The organism is Mucilaginibacter sp. P19, assembly GCF_050632265.1.
In the GTDB taxonomy this organism is placed as follows: Bacteria; Bacteroidota; Bacteroidia; order Sphingobacteriales; family Sphingobacteriaceae; genus Mucilaginibacter; species Mucilaginibacter gossypii.
This window is the reverse complement of record NZ_CP192586.1, coordinates 4,209,956-4,236,095: the sequence shown is the minus strand read 5'-3', so window position 1 is coordinate 4,236,095 and position 26,140 is coordinate 4,209,956. Positions and strand designations below refer to the sequence as shown.

General features: G+C 42.8%; 31 protein-coding genes and 1 pseudogene. 18 read left to right on the top strand and 14 right to left on the bottom strand.

Features of this window, described 5'->3' with window-relative positions; all coding sequences use genetic code 11:
* Positions 1 to 60: 60 nt before the first annotated feature.
* The 7 genes from ACQ86K_RS20590 to ACQ86K_RS20560 all read right to left on the bottom strand — a co-directional run bounded on the left by ACQ86K_RS20590 (position 61) and on the right by ACQ86K_RS20560 (position 6,565).
* Entirely contained in the window at positions 61 to 1,125 is a 1,065-nt protein-coding gene (locus tag ACQ86K_RS20590; RefSeq protein ID WP_431198661.1) for an aldose epimerase family protein, read from the bottom strand.
* 145 nt (positions 1,126 to 1,270) lie between these two features.
* Positions 1,271 to 2,323 carry a UDP-glucose--hexose-1-phosphate uridylyltransferase gene (locus ACQ86K_RS20585; RefSeq protein ID WP_091162174.1) on the bottom strand — a complete coding sequence of 351 codons (1,053 nt, stop codon included), beginning with the start codon at positions 2,321 to 2,323 and terminating at the stop codon, positions 1,271 to 1,273.
* A gap of 262 nt (positions 2,324 to 2,585) precedes the next feature.
* A complete protein-coding gene (locus ACQ86K_RS20580; RefSeq protein ID WP_091162176.1) occupies positions 2,586 to 3,455 on the bottom strand; it encodes an HAD-IIA family hydrolase in 870 nt (289 codons plus the stop codon).
* Positions 3,456 to 3,505: 50 nt separating this feature from the next.
* A complete protein-coding gene (locus ACQ86K_RS20575; RefSeq protein ID WP_091162177.1) occupies positions 3,506 to 4,543 on the bottom strand; it encodes a hypothetical protein in 1,038 nt (345 codons plus the stop codon).
* 182 nt (positions 4,544 to 4,725) lie between these two features.
* Positions 4,726 to 5,112, bottom strand: coding sequence for a GxxExxY protein (locus ACQ86K_RS20570; RefSeq protein ID WP_091162179.1), 387 nt, complete (start codon positions 5,110 to 5,112; stop codon positions 4,726 to 4,728).
* A gap of 95 nt (positions 5,113 to 5,207) precedes the next feature.
* Positions 5,208 to 6,182 carry a glutamine synthetase family protein gene (locus ACQ86K_RS20565; RefSeq protein WP_431198660.1) on the bottom strand — a complete coding sequence of 325 codons (975 nt, stop codon included), beginning with the start codon at positions 6,180 to 6,182 and terminating at the stop codon, positions 5,208 to 5,210.
* 83 nt (positions 6,183 to 6,265) lie between these two features.
* Positions 6,266 to 6,565 carry a hypothetical protein gene (locus tag ACQ86K_RS20560; protein ID WP_431198659.1) on the bottom strand — a complete coding sequence of 100 codons (300 nt, stop codon included), beginning with the start codon at positions 6,563 to 6,565 and terminating at the stop codon, positions 6,266 to 6,268.
* Between the two features lie 101 nt (positions 6,566 to 6,666).
* Here ACQ86K_RS20560 and ACQ86K_RS20555 point away from each other — a divergent pair, with 101 nt between their 5' ends.
* Positions 6,667 to 7,125: a gamma-glutamylcyclotransferase family protein gene (locus ACQ86K_RS20555; RefSeq protein ID WP_143020661.1), complete on the top strand. Its 459-nt coding sequence runs from the start codon at positions 6,667 to 6,669 to the stop codon at positions 7,123 to 7,125.
* Positions 7,126 to 7,251: 126 nt separating this feature from the next.
* Here the strand turns inward: ACQ86K_RS20555 and ACQ86K_RS20550 are convergent, their stop codons facing one another.
* The 3 genes from ACQ86K_RS20550 to ACQ86K_RS20540 form a co-directional block, all read right to left on the bottom strand.
* Positions 7,252 to 8,262 (bottom strand): glutamine synthetase beta-grasp domain-containing protein, encoded by a 1,011-nt coding sequence (locus ACQ86K_RS20550; RefSeq protein WP_091162185.1) that lies wholly within the window; start codon positions 8,260 to 8,262, stop codon positions 7,252 to 7,254.
* Between the two features lie 467 nt (positions 8,263 to 8,729).
* Entirely contained in the window at positions 8,730 to 10,022 is a 1,293-nt protein-coding gene (locus ACQ86K_RS20545; RefSeq protein WP_431198658.1) for a hypothetical protein, read from the bottom strand.
* A 110-nt stretch (positions 10,023 to 10,132) separates the two neighbouring features.
* The gene (locus ACQ86K_RS20540; RefSeq protein ID WP_091162188.1) at positions 10,133 to 10,858 is read right to left on the bottom strand and encodes an RluA family pseudouridine synthase; all 726 of its coding nucleotides are present in this window, start codon (positions 10,856 to 10,858) and stop codon (positions 10,133 to 10,135) included.
* A 276-nt stretch (positions 10,859 to 11,134) separates the two neighbouring features.
* Between ACQ86K_RS20540 and ACQ86K_RS20535 the strand changes: the two genes are divergently transcribed.
* Positions 11,135 to 11,578, top strand: a complete 444-nt coding sequence (locus tag ACQ86K_RS20535; RefSeq protein ID WP_090526427.1) for a KTSC domain-containing protein — start codon at positions 11,135 to 11,137, stop codon at positions 11,576 to 11,578.
* Positions 11,579 to 11,606: 28 nt separating this feature from the next.
* Here the strand turns inward: ACQ86K_RS20535 and ACQ86K_RS20530 are convergent, their stop codons facing one another.
* Complete coding sequence (locus tag ACQ86K_RS20530; protein WP_431198657.1) at positions 11,607 to 12,173, bottom strand: nucleotidyltransferase family protein; 567 nt, start codon at positions 12,171 to 12,173, stop codon at positions 11,607 to 11,609.
* A 433-nt stretch (positions 12,174 to 12,606) separates the two neighbouring features.
* On the opposite strand from ACQ86K_RS20530, the gene ACQ86K_RS20525 reads away from it, so the two are divergent.
* From ACQ86K_RS20525 to ACQ86K_RS20495, 7 genes and pseudogenes are all read left to right on the top strand, one after another.
* A complete protein-coding gene (locus ACQ86K_RS20525) occupies positions 12,607 to 13,059 on the top strand; it encodes a radical SAM protein (RefSeq protein ID WP_431198656.1) in 453 nt (150 codons plus the stop codon).
* Entirely contained in the window at positions 13,028 to 13,597 is a 570-nt protein-coding gene (locus ACQ86K_RS20520; protein ID WP_431198655.1) for a hypothetical protein, read from the top strand. The genes ACQ86K_RS20525 and ACQ86K_RS20520 overlap by 32 nt, the downstream gene beginning before the upstream one ends.
* A gap of 17 nt (positions 13,598 to 13,614) precedes the next feature.
* Positions 13,615 to 14,745 carry a molybdopterin molybdotransferase MoeA gene (locus tag ACQ86K_RS20515; RefSeq protein ID WP_431198654.1) on the top strand — a complete coding sequence of 377 codons (1,131 nt, stop codon included), beginning with the start codon at positions 13,615 to 13,617 and terminating at the stop codon, positions 14,743 to 14,745.
* 173 nt (positions 14,746 to 14,918) lie between these two features.
* A pseudogene (moaC, locus tag ACQ86K_RS20510) lies at positions 14,919 to 15,388 on the top strand (cyclic pyranopterin monophosphate synthase MoaC).
* Positions 15,369 to 15,950, top strand: a complete 582-nt coding sequence (locus tag ACQ86K_RS20505) for a hypothetical protein (RefSeq protein ID WP_431198653.1) — start codon at positions 15,369 to 15,371, stop codon at positions 15,948 to 15,950. Before moaC ends, ACQ86K_RS20505 begins: the two are co-directional and overlap by 20 nt.
* Before the next feature lie 32 nt (positions 15,951 to 15,982).
* Positions 15,983 to 16,579: an NTP transferase domain-containing protein gene (locus tag ACQ86K_RS20500; protein ID WP_431198652.1), complete on the top strand. Its 597-nt coding sequence runs from the start codon at positions 15,983 to 15,985 to the stop codon at positions 16,577 to 16,579.
* Positions 16,554 to 17,612: a HesA/MoeB/ThiF family protein gene (locus ACQ86K_RS20495; RefSeq protein ID WP_091162199.1), complete on the top strand. Its 1,059-nt coding sequence runs from the start codon at positions 16,554 to 16,556 to the stop codon at positions 17,610 to 17,612. The genes ACQ86K_RS20500 and ACQ86K_RS20495 overlap by 26 nt, the downstream gene beginning before the upstream one ends.
* Before the next feature lie 93 nt (positions 17,613 to 17,705).
* On the opposite strand, the gene ACQ86K_RS20490 is transcribed toward ACQ86K_RS20495, so the two are convergent.
* From ACQ86K_RS20490 to ACQ86K_RS20480, 3 genes are all read right to left on the bottom strand, one after another.
* Positions 17,706 to 18,248: a molybdenum cofactor biosynthesis protein MoaE gene (locus tag ACQ86K_RS20490; protein ID WP_431198651.1), complete on the bottom strand. Its 543-nt coding sequence runs from the start codon at positions 18,246 to 18,248 to the stop codon at positions 17,706 to 17,708.
* A 12-nt stretch (positions 18,249 to 18,260) separates the two neighbouring features.
* Positions 18,261 to 18,695 (bottom strand): GNAT family N-acetyltransferase, encoded by a 435-nt coding sequence (locus ACQ86K_RS20485; RefSeq protein WP_091162203.1) that lies wholly within the window; start codon positions 18,693 to 18,695, stop codon positions 18,261 to 18,263.
* Positions 18,696 to 18,812: 117 nt separating this feature from the next.
* On the bottom strand, positions 18,813 to 19,055 hold the full coding sequence (locus tag ACQ86K_RS20480) for a MoaD/ThiS family protein (RefSeq protein WP_090526447.1): 243 nt from the start codon (positions 19,053 to 19,055) through the stop codon (positions 18,813 to 18,815).
* 368 nt (positions 19,056 to 19,423) lie between these two features.
* On the opposite strand from ACQ86K_RS20480, the gene fdhD reads away from it, so the two are divergent.
* The 9 genes from fdhD (at position 19,424) to ACQ86K_RS20435 (ending at position 26,122) form a co-directional block, all read left to right on the top strand.
* Entirely contained in the window at positions 19,424 to 20,305 is an 882-nt protein-coding gene (fdhD, locus tag ACQ86K_RS20475) for a formate dehydrogenase accessory sulfurtransferase FdhD (protein ID WP_091162205.1), read from the top strand.
* A gap of 14 nt (positions 20,306 to 20,319) precedes the next feature.
* The gene (locus tag ACQ86K_RS20470) at positions 20,320 to 20,676 is read left to right on the top strand and encodes a DUF7009 family protein (RefSeq protein ID WP_091162208.1); all 357 of its coding nucleotides are present in this window, start codon (positions 20,320 to 20,322) and stop codon (positions 20,674 to 20,676) included.
* Positions 20,673 to 22,988, top strand: coding sequence for an FdhF/YdeP family oxidoreductase (locus tag ACQ86K_RS20465; protein WP_091162210.1), 2,316 nt, complete (start codon positions 20,673 to 20,675; stop codon positions 22,986 to 22,988). Before ACQ86K_RS20470 ends, ACQ86K_RS20465 begins: the two co-directional genes overlap by 4 nt.
* Before the next feature lie 71 nt (positions 22,989 to 23,059).
* The gene (locus tag ACQ86K_RS20460) at positions 23,060 to 23,422 is read left to right on the top strand and encodes a hypothetical protein (protein ID WP_431198650.1); all 363 of its coding nucleotides are present in this window, start codon (positions 23,060 to 23,062) and stop codon (positions 23,420 to 23,422) included.
* 59 nt (positions 23,423 to 23,481) lie between these two features.
* On the top strand, positions 23,482 to 24,087 hold the full coding sequence (locus ACQ86K_RS20455; protein WP_091162214.1) for a GDSL-type esterase/lipase family protein: 606 nt from the start codon (positions 23,482 to 23,484) through the stop codon (positions 24,085 to 24,087).
* A 43-nt stretch (positions 24,088 to 24,130) separates the two neighbouring features.
* On the top strand, positions 24,131 to 24,859 hold the full coding sequence (locus ACQ86K_RS20450; RefSeq protein WP_091162216.1) for an esterase family protein: 729 nt from the start codon (positions 24,131 to 24,133) through the stop codon (positions 24,857 to 24,859).
* Between the two features lie 47 nt (positions 24,860 to 24,906).
* The gene (locus ACQ86K_RS20445; RefSeq protein ID WP_431198649.1) at positions 24,907 to 25,215 is read left to right on the top strand and encodes a macro domain-containing protein; all 309 of its coding nucleotides are present in this window, start codon (positions 24,907 to 24,909) and stop codon (positions 25,213 to 25,215) included.
* Between the two features lies 1 nt (position 25,216).
* Positions 25,217 to 25,423: a macro domain-containing protein gene (locus tag ACQ86K_RS20440; protein WP_431198648.1), complete on the top strand. Its 207-nt coding sequence runs from the start codon at positions 25,217 to 25,219 to the stop codon at positions 25,421 to 25,423.
* 129 nt (positions 25,424 to 25,552) lie between these two features.
* A complete protein-coding gene (locus ACQ86K_RS20435; RefSeq protein WP_091162221.1) occupies positions 25,553 to 26,122 on the top strand; it encodes a Crp/Fnr family transcriptional regulator in 570 nt (189 codons plus the stop codon).
* The last annotated feature ends 18 nt before the right edge of the window (positions 26,123 to 26,140 follow it).

Genomic DNA, 26,140 nt, shown 5'->3' with positions numbered 1-26,140 from the left:
ACTAATATAAAGCAAAAAGTCCTGCCGTTGGGCAGGACTTTTGTATAAAAAAGTGTTCAGTTATTTTACTACCGAAAACTTATAAAGCGATTGCGTTTTATAGGTATCGCCGGGTTTCAATTCCGTAGAAGGGAATTGCGGCTGATTTGGTGAATCAGGAAAATGCTGGGTTTCCATCGCGAACGAAGTCCGGTACTCATCTTTAATACCGCGTTTCATTGCGTTTTTAGCCTGCATAAAGTTACCGCTGTAAAACTGTAAGCCAGGTTCTTCGGTAAATACTTCCATTTTGATACCGCTTTTATCACCTACAACAGTCGCAATTGGAGTGCTCAGGTCATGTTTGTTCAGTACAAAGTTGTGGTCGTAACCTTTGCCATCTTTTAACTGCACATTGTCTTCGTTAATACGTTTGCCAATGGTTTCGGGCTTAGTGAAATCGAACGGAGTGCCGGCAACTTTTTCAAGTTTCCCGGTAGGGATCAAGCCTGCATCAACCGGTAAATAATTATCAGCATCTATCTGCACCAAATGATTGAGGATTGTACCGCTGCCTTCGCCATTGAGGTTAAAGAACGCGTGGTTGGTAAGGTTAACAACCGTTTTTTTATCGGTAGTAGCTTCGTACTGGCATTTAAATGAATTATCGTCGGTAAGGCTGTAAATTACTTTAACATTGAGGTTACCGGGGAAGCCTTCTTCCATATCTTTTGAAAGATAGGTAAGCTCTACGGTAGATGAATCGATCATTTTACCATCCCACACCACTTCCTGGAAACCGTGTTTGCCACCGTGCAACATATTGGGCGTATTGTTAATTGACGATTGATAATCTTTACCATCTATTTTAAAATGGCCTTTGGCAATACGGTTGCCGTAACGGCCAATGGTAGCGCCATAATAACGTTCGGTTGATTTTTCAAAACCTTCCACATCATCAAAACCTAAAACAACATCGGTTAACTTGCCATTTTTATCGGGTACTAACAAGCTTACCACACGGCCGCCATAATTGGTGATGGTGGCAATAATGCCGTTTTTGTTTTTAAGGGTAAATAAATGGGTTTGTTTACCATCGATTGTTTTTTCAAATGCTGATGCAGTGGTTTGGGTGCTATCCGCCATAGTAGTGTTTTTCGGTGAGGTTGAATTTTGATTACAGGCAGCCAAATATAGGCTACAAGCAGGTAAAATTGTTAAATAAATACCTTTAATTAATTTTCTCATAAATAGGTTGGTTATAGTTTGGTTTAAAAATAGCGTTTTTTCATTATTCCCTCGTTTTATAATGGACCTCACTTAAACCACGCAATTTTTCAGCAGCAAACTCTGCTGTGATATCGCGTTGCGGATTGGCAAGCATCTCATAACCTACCATGAACTTTTTAACCGTGGCCGAACGTAACAGCGGCGGATAAAAATGCATATGCCAGTGCCAGTAGGGATGATCGCCCGAGTTAACCGGAGACTGGTGCATACCAGCCGAATAAGGAAACGATGTTTCAAACATGTTATCATACCTGATGGTGAGCCTCCTGATAGCGTCGGCAAGGGCATGTTTTTCCTGCTCGGTAAAGTATAAAATGCTTGTTACATGCCTTTTGCTTACAATCATAGTTTCGTACGGCCAAACTGCCCAAAATGGTACAAGCACAACAAAATGTTCATTTTCAAAAACTATGCGGTCCTGCTTTTTAAGTTCTAATGCAAGGTAATCGGCTAAAAGGCTTGTTCCTTTTTGCTCAAAATGCAACTTTTGCTGCTGGGTTTCTTTAGCTACTTCAACCGGCAGGCTGTTTTGCGCCCAGATTTGCCCATGCGGATGCGGATTGCTGCAACCCATGATATCGCCCTTGTTTTCAAAGATCTGGATGTGCTTGATCCATGGATAAGAAGCCAGGTCTTCAAATTCCGACTGCCATACGTCAACCACTTTGCTAATCTCTTTGGTGGTCATCTGGGGCAGGGTGAGGTCATGCCTCGGCGAGAAACTGATTACCCGGCAAATGCCTTTCTGGCTGTTAGCTACCAGTAGTTCATCTTCATTTAAACCGCCATCGGGCGTATTCAGTAACAACGATGAATAGTCATTGGTGAAAACAAAGCTCCCTTTATAATCAGGGTTTTCGCTGCCATCGGCCCTTTTGTTTGTAGGGCACAGGTAACAGGCCGGATCATACTGCGGGCGGTCGTCGGCTTGTGTAGCCTCAACTTTGCCTTGCCACGGGCGTTTTGTACGATGCGGCGATACCAGGATCCAGTCGCCTGTTAAAATGTTTAACCTGCTGTGAGGGTGCTCTTTAAGATCAAAATTTGTATCCATTAGTTTAAAATCAGGTATTAATTGGCTTATACATGTAAGGTAGACAGTTATACCTTAGCGATTTCAAAGTTGGTAAAAATAAATGTAAATCATACATTTAAAATAAATTTTTCTAAATAAATAGTTACAGTAGAAAGATTGATAGGATTTGTAGAAAAGGGGGGATTGAATGTCATACGAGTAGGAACGACGAGAGCAACAACATTCTATACAGGTGGCTATGCTTCCTGGCGGTTGCCGCGCAATGACGTGCTTTGGAAGTTTAGAATCCCAATCCACCGGCCTCCACCACTGCCGAATCGCAAATATAAGTTGGCACAATGCCGGTGGCGGTGATGCGGTTTTCGGCGTCTTTGGCCTGGGTATTACCGGATAGCACCAGTACTGTATCCAAACCAAATTTATTACCGCCCAGAATATCTGTTTGCAGGGTATCGCCTACCATCACAATATCTCTTTTACTGATCGGCCTGCGCTCGCGCAGCAGATCGTAGGCAAACATGAACATCTGCGAATCCGGCTTACCAAAACGAATAAACTCTTTACCTACAATTTTTTCTATCATACTGGCTAAGCCGCCTATGGCTATCGATACGTCATGTTTGGTTAGGGGATAGGCATGATCGGTATTGGCTACAATGGCTGGAATGGTGCGCTTACGCATGAGGTTAACTGATTTGTTCAGGTCACGTCCCCAGTCAAAACCTTCGTCATCTAAAAACACCAGCGCGTTAACCCTGTCAATATTGCTTTCGTTTACTTCGCTGATAGGCAATGTATGCAGCCCCGAGCTATCAATGTAATGGGCAGAATCGGGCGTACCTAAATAAGCTACGATACCGTCGTTCACCTTCAGGTCAAGATATTCTTTGGTAAGCATGCCCGATGATATGATCCTGTCGGGTGTTATGGCGGTCAATCCTTTAGTGGTATAGGATTCCGCTAATTGCACCGGGCTTCGTGAAGCATCGTTGGTTACAATGTAATACTCCTTACCTTGTTCTGCCAGGTAAGAAAAGGTGCGCTCAATACTCGGAAGCAAACCGCCATAGTTTTTCAGAACCCCAAAAGCATCAAAAAAAACAACTTCGTATTTATCAATTATGGATTTAAAGTTGTCTATCCTGGTCATGCTTATCTGTTTTAGGGCTTTTTATAAAATCAGCCCGAAAGATAGCTAACCTATTTTAATTTTAAGGCCTCAATGATCTTTTCGGCATCAAAATCCCTGTCTACCGATGGTAAATAGATGTCAAAAGCTTCAGCCTGTAGTTTTTTGGCATATTGTTCGCTAAAAAAGTGCTTGCCATCTTTAATTACGTAATTCAGGATAAAAAAACGATAAGCTTCTTTTAAAAAGCGGATCTCATCGGCAGTAAGCGGGTTAACTTTATGGTATTCTTTTAAAAAAATGATGAATCGGTCTTCCATCATGGTGTTGATCACGTAGCTGAAAACGGTACGGTCGCCGATATCAGAAACTACGCGACTAAAAAAATAAAAATCGAGCAAACGGTAACTCATCCTGAACCAATCATAATCCCAGCGCGAGTAAAGCTCAAGATCAGGTGTTACCGAAAAGTTGCCGATATTCCAGTCGATAAATACAGGAATGATCTCGAACGAGCTCATATTGTATTTGGAGCGGTTTTTCAAAAAGGTTTCGCAGTGGTATTTTAAAAAGTCGGCCTGCATACCGGAGCCAAATTGTTTTGGGTTGGTCTCGATTTGTTGCTGCAACGCCCAGATATCGGTGCGTAAAGTCTTTGACGATTTAGGCAACACATTTTTAACCCTGGAGCATGCTTTATGGAATTTGCCAACCTGCTGACCAAGTTTTTTAATATGGTTTTCTTCTAACCGGCGTGGCAGGCGCTGTAAAATACGTGTAGGGTTATAGAAAACCACCCAGGCATCGGTTTTGCCGTGTTTATGATGATAGATGTAAACGCGGTTGTTTTTTTGTAAAGAACGGGCCAGGAAATTCTCAAACGGGTAAAGCAGGTTAATTGCCAGCGTTTGAATAATGCGGTGGTCCTCCTTAAAATGTTCGAACTTGCCAAAGTATGAGAGTTTGGCTATGATAATATCATCGTCATCAAACGTAATACGGTACACGTGATTGGTTGAAACCATAGCGCTGATATCTTCAATATCGCGGATGGTTTTTGACGCGTCATACCCTTCCCAGGCCTTGCGGATAATAAAAGAATAGTCCATTTGTATGTATCTGCCGGCAAAGTTACGCCATTGGCAGCATTCGGTTTATAATTAACGGTGTAAATATATTATTAATTTCTGAACCGGGATTTGGAAGGTTTTTTGGGATGGGCAGGATTTTACCTGGTGCTTTTCTCTGAACCAGGATTAAATGGATTTTTAAGATTTATTGGATTTTATCTTCAGGGTTTATATTTTTTGTTTAGGAGTCTTTTTACAGTTAATGATTTGCTGCCAAAATTTAATAGCAAACCAACCTCTACATTATAGGCTTCCAGATAGTTTGTGGCCTGTGCCAAATGAACATCTTCAAGTTGGGTAATTGCCTTAAGCTCCACCATGATCATTCCGGATACAAAGAAATCAACTCTGCGGGTTCCGATATGAAGATCCCTATAATGGATTGGCATCTCCTTCTCCCGTTCAAACACAAGGCCATTTAAGGCCATCTCAATTTCTAAAGCTTTCTGGTAAATAACCTCCTGAAATCCGTTGCCCAAAGTGCTATGTACCTGCATAGCACATCCAATTATTTTACCTGTTATGTCGGTGTGTTTAAGTTGATCCATTTTGAAAACAAAATAAAAGAGCCATCAGCATAACAATCTTTGCCCTCATGCATATCAAAATCCTGTAAATCCGAAAAATCCCCCCAAATCCCGGTTCAGATAATCTCAAAATACCTTTTCAACTCCCAGTCGGTTACGCTTTTGGCAAACTGGCGGTATTCCCACAGCCGGGTTTGGGTAAAGTGATCAACAAAACCTTCGCCGAAGAGCTCTTTGGCAATATCGGAGTTTTGCATGGCTGTTGCGGCTGCATGCAGGTTTGGCCATAGTACACCATTAGTTTTGTCCTGGTAACCATTGCCTGTTGTTGGCTTAATATTTAGTTCAAGCTTGTTTTTAATACCGTACAGACCCGAAGCCAGTGCTGCAGCCATGGCCAGGTATGGGTTAGTATCCGAGCCCGGGATGCGGGTTTCCAGGCGGGTATAGTTTTCGGTGGTATTGATAACACGTAGCGCGGTAGTGCGGTTTTCAACACCCCATGTTATGGTGGTGGGCGCCCAGGCGCCTTCAACAAGGCGTTTATAACTGTTTATGGTCGGCGCGTACATCGGCAACAGGTAAGGCATGCAATATAGCTGGCCTGCAAGGTAATGCTTATGCAGGTCGCTCATTTTGTTCACATCGTTAGCATCGTAAAACAGGTTCTTTGATTGGTCTTTAGTCCACAGGCTTTGATGGATGTGGCCACTGCAGCCAGGCAGCGTTTCGGTCCATTTGGCCATGAATGATGCCATGATACCGTGTTTATAGGCTATCTCTTTAACTGCGGTTTTAAACAGCGTTGCTTTATCTGCGGCAGCTAAAACTTCATCATGAAGTATAGCAGCTTCATATACTCCCGGGCCAGTTTCGGTATGCAGCCCTTCTATTGGAATATTAAATTTAGTAAGCAGGTTAAATAGGTCGTAATAAAAATCGCTGTTTTCAGATGTGCGTAGTATAGAATAGCCGAACATGCCCGGTGTAAGTGGTTCAATATTGGTGAATTTTTTATCGACAAGGGTTTGCGGCGTCTCTTTAAAATTGAACCATTCAAACTCCTGAGCAAACTCGGCATGATAACCCATTGCTTCACACTCGGCCTTGATATGTTTGAGAAGGCTACGAGGGCAAGCCGGCAGATCGTTGCCGTCGGATTTGCTGAAATCGGCTAAAAAAAGGGGATATCATCCTGCCAGGGTACATTACGCAGGGTCGACAGGTCAATACGGCAAAGTTTATCCGGGTAACCGCTTTGCCAGCCGGTTAACTGTACGTTATCATAACAAACATCGCTGCTATCCCAGCCAAATACCACATCGCAAAAGCCATAGCCACTTTGCAATCCATCAATAAATTTTTTAGGGTGGATCACCTTACCGCGTAAAATGCCATCAATATCGGCAAAGGCGAATTTTATTTTCTGGATATTATTCTGTTCTATATATGCTTTGATCTCTTCTGTGTTCATGGTATAAAAGTATGGCCGGTTAAGGTGCAGCAAGATAGCTATTATGGCTTAAACTATAAAAAAATAGCCTGTGCGTGTATAATACGCGATAGCGTTTACCTTTGTTTGAGTTATTTATGGAAACAACAAGTCAATTTTTATTTGTGTATGGCACATTGCTGCAGCCTGGTAATGAGTTTGCAGCGTATCTAAATAAACACTGTAAATTTATAGGTGACGGAAGAATAAGAGGGCGACTTTATGATATTGGCCAGTATCCCGGCGCTGTGATCGGTAATACTGAAGAACGCTACATTTACGGTAGTATTTTTATGATGGATGACCCTGAAACAATATTGAAAGTAGTTGATGATTATGAGGGAATAGGAGAATTGTACAATCATCACGAATATATCAGGGAGAAGGTTGATATTTTTACTGATAATGGAGACATAAATTGCTGGATGTATCTTTATAATTTACCTGTAGCCGCTTATAATGAGGTTACCACGGGTGACTATATCCAATATTTAAAAGATACTTCTGCCCAAAATAATGCTGCTAAACAGCCATTTAAATAAAAGTTGAACATAAATATATAAAGCTAATGCTTGGATTGAAAACTATATGTAGTTGGCAAACAGATTGTAAAAAAATCCCCCGGTTTATAAACCGGGGGATAAAATAATAACTATTTATTAGGGGGATTAAATCTTAGCTGATTTTACAGTTTTGATGATCACAGCAGCAACTTTGTATGGATCGGCAGCTGAGTTAGGACGACGATCTTCCAGGTAACCGCTCCAGTTGTGATCAACAGCATACAGAGGGATACGGATAGAAGCACCACGGTCAGATACACCATAGCTAAAGTCATGGATAGAAGCTGTTTCGTGTTTACCGGTTAAACGCTGATCGTTATCAGCACCGTAAACAGCGATACACTCAGCAACTGCAGGGCGGAAAGACTCGCAGATAGCTGTGAAAATTTCTTTGCTGTTTGCAGTACGTAAAGTAGTATTTGAGAAGTTAGCGTGCATACCAGAACCGTTCCAGTCTAATTGACCAAGCGGTTTGCAATGCCAGTTAACAGCAACTCCGTATTTTTCGCCAATTCTTTCCAATAAGTAACGTGCAACCCAGATCTGGTCACCAGCTTCTTTAGCACCTTTAGCAAAGATCTGGAATTCCCATTGGCCGGCAGCAACCTCAGCGTTGATACCTTCAACGTTTAAGCCTGCTTCTAAACATACGTCTAAGTGTTCTTCAACAATTTCGCGGCCGAAAGCATTGTTTGCACCTACTGAACAGTAGTAAGGGCCTTGCGGACCAGGGTAGCCACCTGCAGGGAAACCAAGTGGTTTGTTTGTTGCGGGATCCCACAGGAAGTATTCCTGCTCAAAACCGAACCAGAAATCATTATCATCATCAGCGATGGTAGCACGGCCGTTTGATTCATGTGGTTTGCCATCAGCACTTAATACTTCGCACATTACTAAGTAAGCGCTTTTTCTTTGCGGATCTGGAACAACAAAAACTGGCTTTAAGATACAATCAGATGAACCACCTGGTGCCTGCTCAGTTGAAGAACCGTCAAAGCTCCAGTTATCTAAATCTTCTACTTTTCCGCTAAATTCTTTAACGATTTTTGTTTTGCTACGCAGGCTTTGTGTTGGTTTATAGCCGTCAAGCCAAATGTACTCGAGTTTCGTTGCCATTTTTTAATTAATTTGTAAAGTTGGGGTTCTAATTATAGTTTTTGTATTAATCTCAATAATTATTAAGGCGAATTTAAATTATTTTTACAAAATTCATTACAAATGTTAAGAAATTTTGTATTTTTTTCAATAACACGTTAATTATAGCTGTAAACCTGTAAAAAAGGGTCTGTAAAACTGTGTTTTTAACAATTTCATATTTTCGGGAATGAATAAGGGGTGTTTTTTATCAATAATGCAAATGTGCGTGTACGGGGTAGCCTTGCAGGTATTAATACAAGCAGATATACTTGCCTCTTCCGGTAAGGCTGAGATAAAAATTATTGATACAGGAACTTAGTCGCTTAATTTTTCTGAGATGTTCTTAATAGCGTCGTCGAGCCTGGTGGCCGAATCGTAAAGATGCTTTTCAACCTGTAAAAACTCCTCTTTTTTGTCCTTGCTTTCGCTCATCAGCTCAACGAGGCCTAATATATTGGTAAGATGTTTACGTACCTCATGCGAGTTGATAAAAGCCAGCTCGTTTTTTTGGTATCATATAATAATTTTTCATAGTGCCGTTTTTGCCTGGCGCTGCGGTATAACAGGGCAATAACAGCAAACATGAAAACTGTGGTAATGCTGATGAGGATCAAAATAAGGCGTTCGCGCCTGTATTTTTCGGCAGTATCGGTAAACGAGGTTTCAATCTTATCAATTTTTATTTGCGCCGATACATTGCCCACCTGTGTGGTATTATTCAGGCTTTCTTCTGATTGTTTCAATGCAAGGTCAAAATTCTCGACAGCCAGTTTGTAATCGCCCCTGTCCCGGGCTATTTTTCCAAGCAATTGATAAAGATGATGCTTTATTTCAGGGTGATTATCAGAATATGGAAGCGCGAGCAGCTGGTTAGCTATAGAGCTTGCCGAATCCGGTTGTCCGTTCAGGTAAAAAGCATCGGCCAGGTTTTGTTTCTCAACATCGTTAGGTACATATTTTTTGTCCCTTTGAAGGTTTTTGATTTGTGTTATGGCTTTGTTATAATCATGTTTTAACAGCGATATATAATAGGCAGTACGATATTGATAGCTGAATAGTTTATAACTTTTGTTGTTTGGCCCCATTAAATCATCATGACATCGCTGCAGCGAATCAAGGTTTTTCGTCCTGAAAAAGTTTTCGGCCTTGTTATAGCTTATTATCGTGTAAAATCTGTCGTCCTTTATCTTATTTTCTTCCTTAATATGAAATGCCTGGTTAAGGTAATATAATGACTGACTATACAGGTTGAGTTTGTAATACAGATCGGATATATTGATATTCAAGAATACCTGCAATAGCGGATCGTTAAGTTTTAAAGCTTGTTTTTGAGCCAGACCGTAACTGTATATGGCGCCTATGGGGTTGCCTTTATCTGTTTGAATAAAAGCAAGATGGCTAATAAACGAATAAAGCAAAAAATCGGCTTTGTTTTTTGATGCCTGGTTAATGGCTTTAACCATAGCCGTTTCAGCTTCGGGGAGTTTTAAAAAGCGTTTCTGAATAATGCTTTCAATAAAGTATTTTAAAGCTTCCTTGTCGCCCACATCGTATTTATCAAGCTCTTTATAAACTTCATTTTTACCCTGCGGGATCGTATTTACGGGCCCCTGCTGAAAGCGAAGCTTAATATAATTAACCAGTTTTTTATCCTGAAGATCCCTGTTCTGGATCTTTAAAAAATGAACAAGACTGTCTTCTGGAAGATATACATATGGATCAGCTTTTGAATAGCTCACGCCAGATATTATCAGCAAAATACAGAAGAGGGATTTTTTTAAGCTACGCGCCATGGAGCATAAAAATACGTTGGCGTATGATAATTTCAAATACTTTATACCATTTAATTTTAACTGTCAAACTTATCAAGCAGCTTCAAAAGCGTTTCAAAGTCTTTAGGATATGGAGCATGGATAGTAACTTCGGTTTCGGGATTGATACGAAATGTTATTTCATAAGCATGCAGGGCAAAGCGCTTCATGATAGGCAGCTCTTCCTGATCTTTACCTAAATGATATTTGCGCTTTATTTTGGAGAGAAAAACAGGCTCGCCCTTATACATCTCATCGCCGGCTATGGAGGCCCTTTGTGTAGCCAGGTGGATCCTGATCTGGTGCATACGGCCTGTAACCGGGCGACATTCAACCAAAGTATAATGTTTATAATATTTTAACGACTGAAACCAGGTTTCGGCACGCTTGCCTTCCTGCCTGCTAATGGTTACACTGCCCTTGCCAACATTTAATATAGGCAAATCAACAAGCAGGTTATCGAAAGTATGCGTACCGTCAATAACCGCATGATATACTTTTTTAACTTTACGCTTTTCAAACTGAATGGAAATCGATCGGTAAGCCTCGGGATTTTTTGCAAAAATAAGCGCGCCGGATGTTTCTTTATCAAGGCGATGACAGATCTGCGCATCGTCCCAATAAGTCTTAGCCAGTCTTAACATGCTGATCTCACTGCTGCCTTCGCCCCGTTCATCAAGTGAACTTATAAAAGGCGGTTTGTTTACAACAATAACGTCGTCGTTCTCAAACAGTATCAGATCGGCAAATTTGGGAAACTTCATAGCCCGCAAAAATACGGTTTATAATTTAAACAGCTGCCACCGTATTTTATTCATTTGTGCTGCTAAATTGAAGCTGCAAACAGGGTAGCGAATTAAGTTGAATGTTAATAAAAGTTTTAGCTAATATTTACTCCATATCATCATTGTTTAATAAATAAAACTTCCTGTTTTTCCTCATTAAAAAAGTGTACCTTCGCGCCGTTATTTTCATGGTGGTGCTGAGCGCTTTTTTGCCTGTAATCCCTTCATCGACAATAAAAAAGAATTAAATAAACAATGAAAAAAATTGGCGACTACAGGAAACTCCTGAACGTGACCGAAAATGCGGAGTTAAGTGAGTTACGTTCGGTTTATAAAAGCATGATGAAAACCTGGCATCCCGACAGGTTTCAGGACGACAACAGGGCAGAGGCAGAAGAGAAGAGTAAAACAATTATTGAAGCTTATCATTTTTTGGTAAGTATTGCCCCTGAAACCCGTGCTCAAACTTTGCCCGATTATACAGCTACCACAACGTTATCAAACATTGCCGATTTTGAGTATAAGCAACAGGTACTGAAAGTTACTTTTCTTGATGGTAATGTATATGAATATTTTGGAGTGCCCAAAGCGGTCTATATCAAACTGATCAATGCTGATTCGCCCGGCCGGTTTGCCCGCAGGCATATTTTTAACGAGTTTGTATATCGCAGCGTAAATAAACTGGTTGCTTCGGCTTAATGATCTTATCCTACCTGGTTAAGCCTTTCTAAATCATCGGCGGTGTCAATGTCAATAGCGCCCAGCGGAAAAGGGAGTATAAAAACGTCATCGGTATGTGCTTCGATGATTTTTTTGCACCTTCTACCCCCTGCAGGCCAAGTAGTTCAGGGAAATATTTTATATCGAACAAAGCGGGCGCGCCCAAAACATCACGATAGCCGCAGGCAATAATACCGCAGTCATTAACCTCCTTTTTTTCCATTAATTGTGATATCAGGAATGAATCAACAAATGGCTGATCGCAAAGCATCAGGATAATTGAAGTTATGCCGGGTTCAAGCCTCAAAATTTCGGCTACACCAACTTTTATTGACGAACCCATTCCCTCTTCCCAACGCGGATTGTGAATAACGCCTACAGCTTGTTCATCTATATTGGGACGGATTAATTGTTCATTGGCTCCTAACACCACAATAACTTTTTCGCAATTCAGGCAGGTAAGCGCGGTTTGAATCGCCCGCTGTAAAAGGGTTTTACCCTGGTAGATTTGGTTTTGCTTGGGGGAGCCAAAACGATTTGATGCGCCTGCTGCCAGAATAATAATCCCTGTCATTTTTTATAACTGTTACGTTAGATGTTGATATGACTATTGTTGTAATGCCTGGTTAATGATCATGCATTACCATTTTGTAGCTTCCGGTCCTGCGTTTTATGTTTGTTTAGGCTCAGGGGCTTCCTTTTTATAAATTCTTTGGGGCGGATGCTTGCCTTAATACGGTAATAATTTAATGAAAGTTTTAATTAGATCTGTTCATTTATAACAAATTGATTTTTTGTGCTTTATGTGTGTATTGCGAAAGGAGTATAACCCGGTTACGCTTTGGTAATTTTATTTAAGACCGGATATATCACTGAGGAAGGAAATAAAAATACATTTCGTAAACATCTCCAAGCGGGGTAATGCTTATTTTTACAATTGCCATGCATAAACTTAAAGGTGTAATGGCTGTTAATTAATTAAATTTACAGGATAAAAAGGCTACATTTTGTTAAAAGATAATCATGGACGGAAGATCAGCTATATGCGCCTCGCGGTGACAGACAGGTGCAACCTGCGCTGTTTTTACTGTATGCCTGAGGATGGGTTGAACTGGCTTTCACGTGCCGAGCTCATGACCTATGAGGAAATGCTGCGCAGTTGCAGTTTGCTTGTAAAAATGGGTATCGAAAAAATCCGTATTACCGGGGGCGAGCCCTTTGTACGCAAAGATATTATGCATTTGCTCACAGCTATATCCAGGCTGGATGGTTTGAAAGAGCTGGGCCTTACAACTAACGGCGTACTTACAGCTCCTTATGTGCCCGAATTAAAAAAGATAGGTGTACGGTCAATAAACCTGAGCCTGGATACGCTGGATGCCAACCGCTTTTTTACTATTACCCGCCGCGACAGAATTTGCCAGTGTGATGACAGCCTTAGATGCCATGCTGAGCCATGATATGGAAGTAAAGATCAATGCTGTGGTGATGGATGGCAAGAACATTCAGGACATTATCCCGCTGGTTGAATTGGCCAAAGAGCTGCCTGTAAGTGTCAGGTTTATAGAAGAAATGCCTTTTAACGGCGATGGCCATGTATACGACGGGTTGCACTGGGATTACCTTCGCATTTTAGATGAAATAAAAAGCAAATATCCGCAAATAAAGAAACTGGATGACCCGGCTTATTCCACTTCATACAATTATCAGGTCCCGGGGCATAAAGGTACAATTGGTATTATAGCCGCTTATTCGCGTACATTTTGCGGCAGCTGTAACCGTATCCGCATAACGCCTCAGGGTGGGTTAAAAACCTGTTTGTATGATGATGGCGTGCTCAATTTAAAAGATCTGATGCGCGCGGGAGCTTCTGATGAAGTATTGGAGGATGCCTTGTTAACCGCTTTTGGCCACCGTCCGGCAGATGGCTGGGAAGCCGAGCGGGCACGGGTAGCCAAAACAGGCATCCACGAGTCAATGGCCACTATTGGCGGATAGTTTTAAACTACATATATATGACAACGGTTGAAGAAGCTGAAAAACTGGTGCTTGCACAAATCAGGGATTATGGTACTCAAAGCTTCCCGTTTGAACAGGCTTTGGGCTGTGCCCTGGCCGAAGACCTGAAGGCCGACCGCGACCTGCCCCCTTTTAACCGCGTAACCATGGATGGTATAGCTGTAAAATATGAAGCTATTGAAAGTGGGATCAATATTTTCCGGATCAAAGCTACCCAGGCAGCCGGTGACGAGCCGGTTCAAATCGACAGCGCCGAGGAATGCATCGAGATCATGACCGGTGCTGTGTTGCCCGCTTCGGTTGATACAGTGATCCGTTACGAGGATGTGGAGATCATCGCCGGGTCGGCGAGCGTACACACCCGCGACATAAAAAAGGGGCAGAACCTGCATTTGCAGGGCCTTGATAAAAAACAAAATGATGTTATATCATCGGCAGGACAGGTGGTAAGCCCCGCGATCGTTAGTGTGGCGGCATCAGTAGGTAAAACCCACCTGCTTGTTAAAAAAATGCCGCGGGTGGCAATAGTTTCGTCAGGAGATGAATTAGTTGATGTGCATGAAACGCCGCTGCCGTACCAGATCCGCAAATCAAACAGCTATATGGTAAAGGCCGTTTTAAAACAACATGGTACCGATGCTGATATTTTGCATATCCCCGATGAGCCCGCGGTTACTAAAGAAAAGATCCAATACTGTTTACAAAACTATGATGTACTGCTGCTAAGCGGCGGTGTTTCGATGGGGAAGTTTGATTATATCCCCCGGGCGCTTGAAGAATTAAAGGTTGAAAAGTTGTTTCATAAAGTAGCCCAGCGGCCCGGTAAACCCTTTTGGTTTGGCAGGCATAATAACGGTGCATTGGTGTTTGCTTTTCCGGGTAACCCGGTAGCCACATTTATGTGCCTGCACCGTTACTTTTTAACATGGCTTAATACAGCGCTGGGCTTGCCCGCAAAAGCCGCCACATATGCGGTATTAGGGAAAGATTTTACATTTCAGCCGGCTTTACAATACTATCTGCAGGTAAAACTGCAAAGTAACGGGCTGGGCCAATTGATAGCTACGCCTGTTGAAGGAAATGGTTCTGGCGATTTTGCTAACTTAGCAGATACCGAAGCTTTTTAGAACTTCCGCCTGAAAAGAATAATTTTAAAGCAGGAGAGGTGTTTAAAGTTTGGAGGTTTAACCATGATTTGTAGGATTTTGGGATTACCCTGATAGAGATCGAAAACTGAATAAAAGTAAATTGTAAATGCAAATATCCTTAAATCCTATAATCAAGTAAATCAAGGTTCAAGATGTTAACCCACATAAACAAACAAGGCGATCCAAATATGGTTGATGTAACTGAAAAACAGGTTACATACCGTACTGCTACTGCGCGTAGCATTGTTAGTTTGCCGGCAGAGGTATTTGAACTTTTAGCAGGGAATGAATTGCAGAGTAAAAAAGGCCCTGTTTTTCAAACCGCTATTATTGCCGGTATCATGGCGGCAAAAAAACCGGCGATTTGATACCGCTTTGCCACCCGCTGGGTTTAGATAATTGCAATGTAGCCGTACATATCAACGAACAACAGGAGGTTGTTGTTGATTGTACTGCAAGCATTACCGCCAAAACAGGCGTAGAAATGGAAGCGTTGGTAGGAGCTTCAATAGCGGCGCTTACTATTTATGATATGTGCAAGGCCATGAGCCATGATATAGTGATAAAAGAAACCAAACTGATCTCAAAAACAGGAGGTAAACGTGACTTTAAAAGATCATAACCAGCCGTCGGGCACCCATAAAAAACACGCGAGGCTGTCAAGGCCTTCAACCGGTAACTTTGGCCGTAACGAGTGGGCTATTCTGGGCGGCCCCTGTACCGTGATCAAATTATTGGCCGATGATGTGATCCGTTCACTTTCACCGGTTTATAAATGTGCTTATGTGGATATGTCACATAATGATGATATTACTTTGCTGCCCGGCAGATTGGTGAGCGGCGCCTCGCTCGAATATACCGACCAGGTAAACTATCAGCAATTCAATTATCAAAACCCGGTATATCCTTATCAGCTCAAACAGCAATTTTCATTTGCCGACCTGATATTGGTTAATGGTAACCATCAGCAGGCCAATGGCCAGATAGTTATCATCGATAGTAATAAAGAAGCGTCGCTGCAAAAAAGGACAGCTCATCTCAACAACGTTCAGCTTTTTCTGCTGGCCGATAATGCAAGCGAAATTCCGGGCTTTATACAGGAGGTTATCCCTCACTGGCAGCAGATCCCCGTTTTAAAAGTAGATGACCGTGAAAGGATCGTTGCTTTTTTGAGACTGCTTTAAAACAGGCCAAACCTGTTTTAAACGGCCTGGTATTGGCTGGGGGCAAAAGTACCCGAATGGGTTTTGATAAAGGTACGGCCACGTGGCATGGCAAGCAGCAACGGTATTATATGGCCGATTTGCTCAAAAACTTTTGCCGGGAGGTTTACATTTCCGGTCGCCCCGGCCAGCAGCAGGAAATTGACCCGGCTTATCCCGTTATAGAGGATACATTTGCTGGTTTAGGGCCTTACGGGGCTATTCTTTCCGCTTTTCGCGAACAGCCGGATGCCGCCTGGCTGGTCATAGCCTGCGATTTGCCTTTGATGGATGAAGCTACCCTTCGCAATTTAGTAGCCTGGCGGAACAGTTCGTCGGTGGCTACGGCTTATCACAGTCCGGTAACCGATTTCCCGGAACCTTTGATAGCCATATGGGAGCCTAAAAGCTACCCTGTACTGCTATCGTTTTTGGCGCAAGGGTATTCATGCCCGCGTAAGGTTTTGATCAATAGTGATATTACATTGTTAAACGCCCCACAACAGGAGGCGCTTACCAATGTGAACACGCCTGAAGAATTGGAGAAAGTAAAATCAATGATCCACCATACAATAGTTGCTACTAATGAATCAGGATTTACAACGATATAACTGCCAGATAGCACTGCCCGGTTTTGGCGAGGGAGCCCAGCAATTATTGCAGCAAGCCCGCGTACTGGTTGTTGGGGCAGGAGGGTTGGGCTGCCCGGCTGCACAATACCTGGCATCAACTGGAATAGGCACATTAGGTATTGCCGATTTTGACCAGGTATCGGTAAGCAACCTGCATCGCCAGGTATTATACACGCCGGCCGATGAAGGCGAAAATAAGGCTGAAGTGGCCTGTTCACGCCTACAGGCCCAAAATCCGGGTATTAAGCTGGTACCTCATGCCATCAAAATAACATCCGATAATGTGATGGATGTCATCAGCAATTACGACATTGCGCTGGATGGTACCGATAATTTTGAAACCCGTTATTTGCTCAACGATGCCTGTGTTTTGGCAGGTAAACCCCTTGTTTACGGTGCTATTTACCAGTTTGAAGGGCAGGTTGCCGTTTGGAACGTAAGCAACGCTAAAGGGCTTAATTCGCCCAATTATCGTGATCTGTTTCCCGAGGTAGATGCTACCCAGATCCCTAATTGTACCGAAGGCGGGGTGGTACCAACCCTGGCCGGAATTATTGGCTGCATGCAAGCCAACGAAGTAATCAAGTACATCACTAAAACTGGTGAATTATTGGCTGGAAAAGTGCTGATCTTTGACGCACAAAGCATGCAAAGCCGTATCTTTAAAATTGGCCCGGTGACAAAAACGCATATCCGCAGGTTAAAAACAACTATCACCATTCCAACCATCAACGCTGATGAACTAAAAAAACGAACCCTTTTGGATGATACCATAGAACTTATTGACGTGCGTACCATTCAGGAGCGTGAAGCCTATGATATTGGCGGTACGCATATCCCGCTCGATGAAATAGAAGAGTACCTGGCCTATTTTACCAGCCCTAATACCAAAGTCCTTTACTGCTCATCGGGCAAACGAAGCGACGAGGCGGTAAAACTAATTCTCAAAATGATTCCCGATGCAGATGTATTTTCGTTGGAAGGTGGATTGGAAGAGTACAAGGTTGGATAGATGATTTCGGATTTCGGAATTTCGATTTCGGATTTTTTTATTGTGATGTTGGCGGTGTTGTCACCGTGCTGTTGTTGGTGTTGTCACCAACAATCATCGGCTAAGATCATAAATATTGGCAATTGCATGGCGTAAAGTTGTTGGTGACAACACCAACAACGGCACACAGTTTTTTTTAAATGAAAAATCCAAAATCGAACATCCCAAATCCGAAATCCTAAGGATGTGCTGCCACCCAAACATCGCCGTCCTCAAAGCTTTCTTTTTCCAAATAGGGACGGTTTGTTTAAGTGTATCGATAATATACCTGCATGCGTCAAAGGCAGCATCACGGTGCGCTGCTGAAACTGCAATAACAACCGGCACCTCGCCAACCTGCAGCAATCCGGTACGGTGGTGGATCAGTATTTTTTGAATGGGCCAGCGTTCAAAGGCCTGGGCGGCAATTTTGTTCATCTCGCTGATAGCCATGGGCTCATAAGCTTCAAAATCGAGCCTTAAAACTTTTTTCCCTTTGGTTGCATTACGAACGGTACCAATAAACACGTCTATCCCCCCGGATTCGGGTGACATGATCCAATCAATACACGATTGAATATCCAGTGTTTGGGCCGATAAGAGGATCTGTGTATTCATAGCAATGCAAATCTATATTTTATCTACCAATGATTTCATGAGGTATTTGGGCGATTCGGTATAACCCTGCCTGTAATAAAACCGGTGGGCATCAGTCCTGCGTGTATGGCAGTGTACCTCTATTCTGTCGGCATTACATTCTTTGCCAAGTTCGGTAATATAATCCTCAAGCGACTTGCCAATACCTTTGCCCCGGGTGTTTTCATCAACAGAAAAACAACTGATGCGAATAAAATCACCTTTAACTACCAGCTGTGTTAAAAAATCAATGGCGATAAAACCTGCAACCGCACCTTCACTTTCATAGACCAAAACCTGCGAAGAAGATTGTCGCAACATCTTTTCAAGGTTTTCCGGCAAAAAATCTTCAGTGCCAGGATAGCCCAATTGCGTTAGCAGGTTTGATATTGCAGTATGATCGGCAAGCGTAGCGCTTCTGATGGCCATTGCTATATTAAATTGATTGTTTAATATTAATGAAATTAAGGATCAGTTATTAAATACTACTGCAAACTGCCGCTAAAAAAGTTTACTGCCACTGCTACTTAAAAACTGCAAACTGATCTATCCCCCGCTTACCGGCGGAATAATCGCAATTTCGTCACGTTCGTGAATGGTATCACCGGGCAGGGCATATTCGTTGTTAACAGCCAGCATGTATGATGATAGCTGTTTTAAACGCGGATATTGTTGCTCAAGCAGATATTTTAAATTGGAGATAGTAGCATCGTTGGTCATTTCCAGGCTAACTTCGCTGCTTCCAAATATCTCCTTAGCCACTCCAAAAGCCAGTATGTTGATCTTCATATCTCAAAAATATTCAAATTAGCTTACAAAACGAGCAACAGGTTTAAATTTAACAAATCAACATATGTAAGTTCACTATGCGGGTTCAGGCGTCGGCGCTTTAACCTAAACAAAAAAATAAGTGTGGAGGATTAACCTTGCCGGGGTTTACATGTGTTAATACTGTTTTTTATGTAATTAATTGGTTGTCAACTAAGTAATGTAAAATAGTTCGAATTTCTGTTAACCCTGTTAACTCCTTGCCAGCCTAAGTTAACGGCTGTTTTGCAGACGCTTGCCTCAAAAACAATTCAAACGAAGGGACTTAAGCTGGCCTTCTGCATATAAACTTGCATAAACAAACTATTCCATAAATTGTATCTTTGAATATGTCTTCTCCATCAGTTATTCATATCCCGGTTGTAAAAGTTAACGCTAACCGAAGCGCACGGGAGGAGGATAGCGTAGCCATTGAAGAACCACTTGAAATTAAACTGGAATATGGCCCTGCAGATGGCAGGGAGCTACGTAATATCTCTGTAACTATGCGTACCCCCGGGCATGATGCCGAACTGGCAACCGGTTTCCTTTTTACCGAAGGCATTATTAAAAATGCAGATGAGATAAAGTCGGCAAAACACAGCTTTATCGCCTGTGCCGAAAACAAGGAGAATACCATGCTGGTAACACTTGAACAAGGTGTGATACCACATCTTCAAAATACTGAACGTAATTTTTATACCACCAGCAGTTGCGGTGTGTGTGGCAAGGGTTCTATCGACGCTATTCGCACGGTAAGCAATTTTGCCGCCGGGTCAGATGATGGCAATGTGATCCACAGTTTGGTACTTAATCAGTTGCCGAAGATTTTGCGCGGGCACCAGCGTGTATTTGATGATACGGGTGGTTTGCATGCATCGGCTTTGTTTACTCCTTTAGGTGAGTTGTTATTATTGAGGGAAGACGTAGGCAGGCATAATGCTTTAGATAAGCTGATAGGTGCTGCTATGATGTATAACTGGTTGCCGTTGCAGCAAACAGTATTGTTACTTAGCGGCAGGGCAAGTTTTGAGCTTATTCAAAAGGCCGCGATGGCCGGCATCAGTATTATTGCGGCAGTAGGTGCACCGTCAAGCCTGGCTATAGAACTGGCTAACGAATTTAATATTACACTAATTGGCTTTTTACGCGATGAGCGCTTTAATATTTACGCGGGCGCGCACCGGTTAATGGTCCCCGATGAGGCCGTACTAACGGCGCCATCGGCGTAAACTGATTGATACCAATGAAAATAAGGATAAAAGGTAATTCACTAAGATACAGGCTCACTAAAACCGATGTAGCCAAACTGGCCGAAGAAGGTTATGTTCAGGAAACCGTCGATTTTGGCAGTCAGCAGCTTATTTATGCTTTGAGACTGGTTGATGATGAGCATCTTTCGGCAACCTATAAGGAGAATGCCATAACACTATATGTGCCAAAAGCTGTGGCCACCGGCTTTGCCGACGACGATAAGGTAGGTTATGAAGGTAAACACGGCAGTTTGAATTTACTGGTTGAAAAAGATTTTACGTGTTTGGATGAAGTCGCCGAAGATCAGAGCGATAATTATCCTAATCCTTTAGCAGCTAAAAAGCCATGAGCAAGCAAGCAGAAAAAGGACCGGCAGCAGAGAATCCTGAGGAATTGCTCGACCTGAAAATAACACATCCAAAAGACTGGGCGGCGGGTATCCCTGCTGTAACAGTGGCTATGGTTGATATATTAAAGGAAACTGGTTTGGCAAGAGGTATGGAGGGTTTGTTTCATATGAACAAAAAGAGCGGCTTTGATTGCTCTGGCTGTGCCTGGCCCGACCCGGATGACGACCGTTCTCCCATCGCCGAATATTGTGAAAATGGAGCCAAAGCGCTTGCCGAAGAAGCTACTACCAAAAAGCTCACTGGTGATTTTTTTGCTGAAAATTCGGTAGCGGATCTTGCCAAACTTAACGATTATGAGATAGGGAAGAAGGGACGCATAGCCCAACCAGTATATCTGGCCAAAGGAGCTACACATTACACACCGGTAAGCTGGGATTTTGCTTTTAAAAAGATAGCAGATGAGCTCAACGCTTTGGCATCGCCTGATGAAGCTGCATTTTATACATCCGGCCGTACCAGTAACGAGGCTTCATTTACGTACCAGCTATTTGTGCGCGAGTTTGGTACCAATAACATGCCCGATTGCTCCAATATGTGCCATGAAAGTACTGGCGTTGGCCTTGCAGATACCATTGGCATTGGCAAGGGGACAGTCACCCTTAATGATTTTTACGATACCGATGTAATCATTATCATGGGGCAAAACCCTGGTACCAATCATCCCCGGATGCTTAGCGCGCTTGAAAAGGCCAAGCAGAAAGGCTCAAAGATCATTGCGGTAAACCCCTTGCACGAGGCTGGTTTAATGGGTTTTAAAAACCCACAAACGGTAAAAGGCATTTTAGGTATCAAAACGCAATTAGCCGATCTGTACCTGCAGGTAAAAATAAACGGTGATATGGCTTTGCTAAAAGCCATGGAAAAACTGCTATATGAAGCCGAGCGGGAAAATTCCGGCAGTGTCTTCGATCATGAATTTATTAAAAAGAACACTACTGGTTACGTTGCCTTTTTAGACAGCCTGAACCAATACAAGATTGATGACCTGGCTAAAGCCGCCGGTTTAACAGTGAATGAAATTGAGCAGGCGGTTGATCTGATTAAAAATAAAAGCCGCATCATCATTTGCTGGGCTATGGGCATCACCCAGCATAAAAACGGAGTGGATACCGTAAAAGAAATTGTGAACCTGGCCATGCTTAAAGGCGCTATTGGCAAACCTGGTGCAGGTTTGTGTCCCGTGCGTGGCCATAGCAATGTGCAGGGTAACCGTACCATGATGATTTGGGATAAGCCAAAACCGAAGCAGTTGGATAAACTCAGGGAAGTTTTTGGTTTTGAACCGCCGCGGGGGCATGGCTATGATGTTGTTGAATCTATTAAAGCTATGGACGAGGACAAACTTAAAGTGTTTTTTGCCATGGGCGGCAATTTCCTTTCGGCTACACCGGATACCCTGTTTACGGCACAGGCCATGCGTAAACTTAAGCTGTCGGTACATGTATCAACCAAATTAAACCGCAGTCATCTGGTTCATGGTGAGGAAGCTTTGATCCTGCCAACACTATCACGAAGTGATAAAGACGTTGTAAATGGCGAGGAGCAGTTTATAAGCTGCGAAAACTCTATGGGGGTTGTCCAGATGTCAAAAGGGATGCTGAAGCCGGTATCTGAACATCTGATGAACGAGAACCAGATCATTTGTAATCTCGCTAAAGCCACATTAGGTAATCGCGCCTTTGTCGACTGGGATAAGTACTCACAAAGCTATGATGCAGTGCGCGACGCGATAGCCAAGGTTATTCCGGGCTGTGAGGATTATAACCAAAAGGTACGTTTGCCAGGTGGTTTTTACCTGCCCAATGCTGCGCGGGAGGGTAAGTTTATCACCGAAAAAAATGGAGCTGTTGTGCCTTTCAATATCGCCCCGTTGCCGAAGCATGAACTGGCTGCCGACGAATACCATATGGCCACTATCCGCAGCCATGATCAGTTTAACACCACCATATATGGCCTTGACGACCGCTACCGGGGCATTCACAATGAGCGCCGGGTAATTTTGATGAACGAAAACGACATGAAAAATGCCGGTTTTAGAGCGGAGGAAAAAGTTGATCTGTTTAATTATGATGATGGTGTTGAGCGGGTAGCGAGGTTGTTTGTAGTTGTACCCTACAACATTCCCGAAGGGAATACAGCTACCTATTACCCCGAAGCCAATGTGCTGGTCCCTATCAACAGCGTTGCCGAACAAAGTAATACGCCCACATCCAAACTGGTTAATATCAAAATCAGGAAACACGTGGGTTAATAACCATTCTAAATACTTACACCTTAAAACAAAAGCGTTTACATAATACTTATCTCCTTAAAAAAAGTATTATGTCATTTGATCAATATCACGAGCCGGCAAATGAACTATCCGACGAAACCCGCACCTTTGCCCGAATGATAGTTTCATTAACCGAAGAGGCTGAGGCTATAAACTGGTACGAACAGCGGATTTCTGTCGAAAAAGATAACCAGGCCAAGGCCATTATGCAAAACGCACAGCAAGAGGAATTTAAGCACTTTGGTATGGACCTGGAGTTTTTGCTGCGCAAAAACCGGTATGGCGTACTACGCTGCAGGCTATTCTTTTTAAAGAGGGTGATATTGTTGAGCTGGGCACCAAAGGTGAAGAAGCGGCAGAATAATAGTCATTTTTACATTTTTAATACCATTGTTTTATCATCGTTATATTAAGTTGGGGCTATTGTATTATCTTTAGCGCTTAAATTAATACGGCCCTACTATAAAAGAATATGATCTGGTACGAAGAGGATGTGAAGCAGCTGGAAATTAAGCGAACCAAGCTTGATTATGTGCCGCGGGTAATTTTTTATGGAAGCTCATCCATTCGTTTGTGGAATACGCTTGATGCTGATTTTGATGACATGCAACCTGTTAACCTTGGCTTTGGCGGTTCTACACTGGCTGCTTGCGTATGGTTTTTTGAACGTATAATGCATTCCTATAATCCAGAATCCATTGTAGTTTATGCGGGCGATAATGATCTCGGCGATGGCCGCAATCCCGAGGAAGTTTTTATATTTTTTAAGCAGCTCACTGTTGAGGTTGAGCGGCTTTTTGGTAATATTCCCTGCTATTATATATCGCTTAAGCCAAGCCTTGCCCGCTGGCCTATTGTTGAAAAGTACAGGTACACCAATAGCTTAATTGAAAACGAGATAATACACCGCCATAAAAACTGGCAGTTCATCAATATATTTAATCAGATGATAGATGCTTCTGGTAAACCAATACGTGAATATTATGATAAAGATGGTTTGCACTTGAGCAGCGCCGGTTACGCTTTGTGGAAAAACGCAGTTTTACAGCGAATGCCGCAAAGTATCAAATTAGCTTAATATAGGGTTTACACGCATTTGTCATCTTTCAGCGGTTTAAAAGATGAAAAGAGAGTACCACAAGTGGTTCAGTCCGTCGCTTCAGCGTAATATGGAATTGCTGGTTTTTGGCCATGCGGGCGCCTCTGTCTTATTTTTTCCCACCCGTACAGCCCGGTTTTATGACTATGAAGACTGGAAAGTAATTGAAGCCTTACGCAGTAAAATTGAGGCGGGTCACCTGCAGGTCTACTGTGTGGATAGCATCGACCGGGAAAGCTTTTATAATGAGTTCAGTCATCCTTACCATCGCATGGAAAGGCACCTGCATTATGAACAGTATATTTTGCAGGAGGTGGTGCCGTTGATGAAAACACTTAATGCCGCCGGTTCAATTATTTCGGCGGGTTGCAGCATGGGGGCTTATCATGCGGTTAATATTGCATTTAAACATCCGTCGGTATTTGTGAAGGTAGTGGGTATGAGCGGCCGTTATGACATTACACAGGCTATGGGCAATTTCCGCGACCTGTTAGATGGCTACCGCGATGAGAATGTGTATTTCAACATGCCCAACCAGTTTTTAAATAACCTGCATAGCCCCGAAATTATTGACCAGATCAAACGCCTTCAAATTATCCTGGCGGTGGGCGAGGAGGATGCATTTTTGGAAGATAATAAATACCTAAGCACCGTACTGGCCAGCAAAGGTATCCAAAACAGCCTGTATATCTGGCATGAGGAAGCACACCGCGCCCGTTACTGGCGCAAAATGGTACAACTGTATTTCTAAAAGCAAAACACTTTCCTGTTTGTTATCAGCTGTAAATCTAAAATGTTATGGGTACTATTGAACTGGTACAGGGCGATATCACAAAAATTAAAGCTGATGCCATTGTAAACGCGGCAAACACCTCGCTCATGGGCGGCGGCGGTGTTGACGGTGCTATCCATCGTGCCGGCGGGCCGGAGATCCTGGAAGATTGCCGTAAGATAGTAGCCCGGCAGGGCGGCTGCAAGACCGGGCAGGCTGTGATTACAACCGGCGGTAAGTTGCCGGCTAAATACGTGGTCCACACGGTTGGCCCCGTTTACAATAGTGGTAAAAGAGGTGAGGACGAGACTGTTGCAATCCGCTTATTTAAATAGTTTGAAGCTTGCGGCAGAAAACGACGTGCATATCATAGCTTTTCCTAATATCAGTACTGGTATTTATCATTTTCCCAAGGATAGGGCTGCGGCAATCGCTGTTAAAACGGTTAGAGATTTTTTGGCAGATAACGAGGTAGTTGAGAAAGTGATATTTGTCTGCTTCGATAACGAAAATTACAGCTTGTATAATAAGCTGCTTACTTAGCAGCACACTGTGCTTATCCCTTATATGTTGCAGACCCAGACTTACGAAGTTTCTAAAACTTCATAAGTCTTCACAGTTTAAAATAATCCGGAATTTGTCAACCCGATGCTAACTGCATAAATTGCAGCTATGCATCCTGCTTTAAAACAACATCTTGAAGGTAAATTAATCCTCTCGCCTGAACATGAGCGGCTGATTGCTAATTGTTTTAAAACCCGTTTTACCAAACGAAACGAGGTGCTGGTTGAAAAGGGGAGCATCGCAAAACATTTGTATTTTGTGGTAAAAGGATGCCTTAGGGTATTCTTAACTGATAATGACGGCAATGAATCAACCCGGTTCCTGATATTTGAAGGGCGCATGGGGACCGCATTCCCGAGTTTTATACTGAAAGAACCCTCTGTTGCATCTATTCAAAGTCCGGAGTCGTCCGAACTATTGGTGCTGAGCTATGCGGATCGCGACCTGCTCCTTCAGGAGATTCCCGGTTTTGAAACTATGTACCGTACGGGTCTCGAGCTTGATTATATCGCATCCATCCAGCGGATAGAAAGCCTTATCACTATGGATTCAAAAGCCCGTTATAATATCCTGATGCAAACCCAGCCCGAAATCATTAAAAGACTGCCCAATAAAATAGTTGCTGATTACCTTGGCATCTCGCAGGAGACCCTGAGTCGCCTTAAATCAAAAAAGTGATTTATTGACTATTGTCAA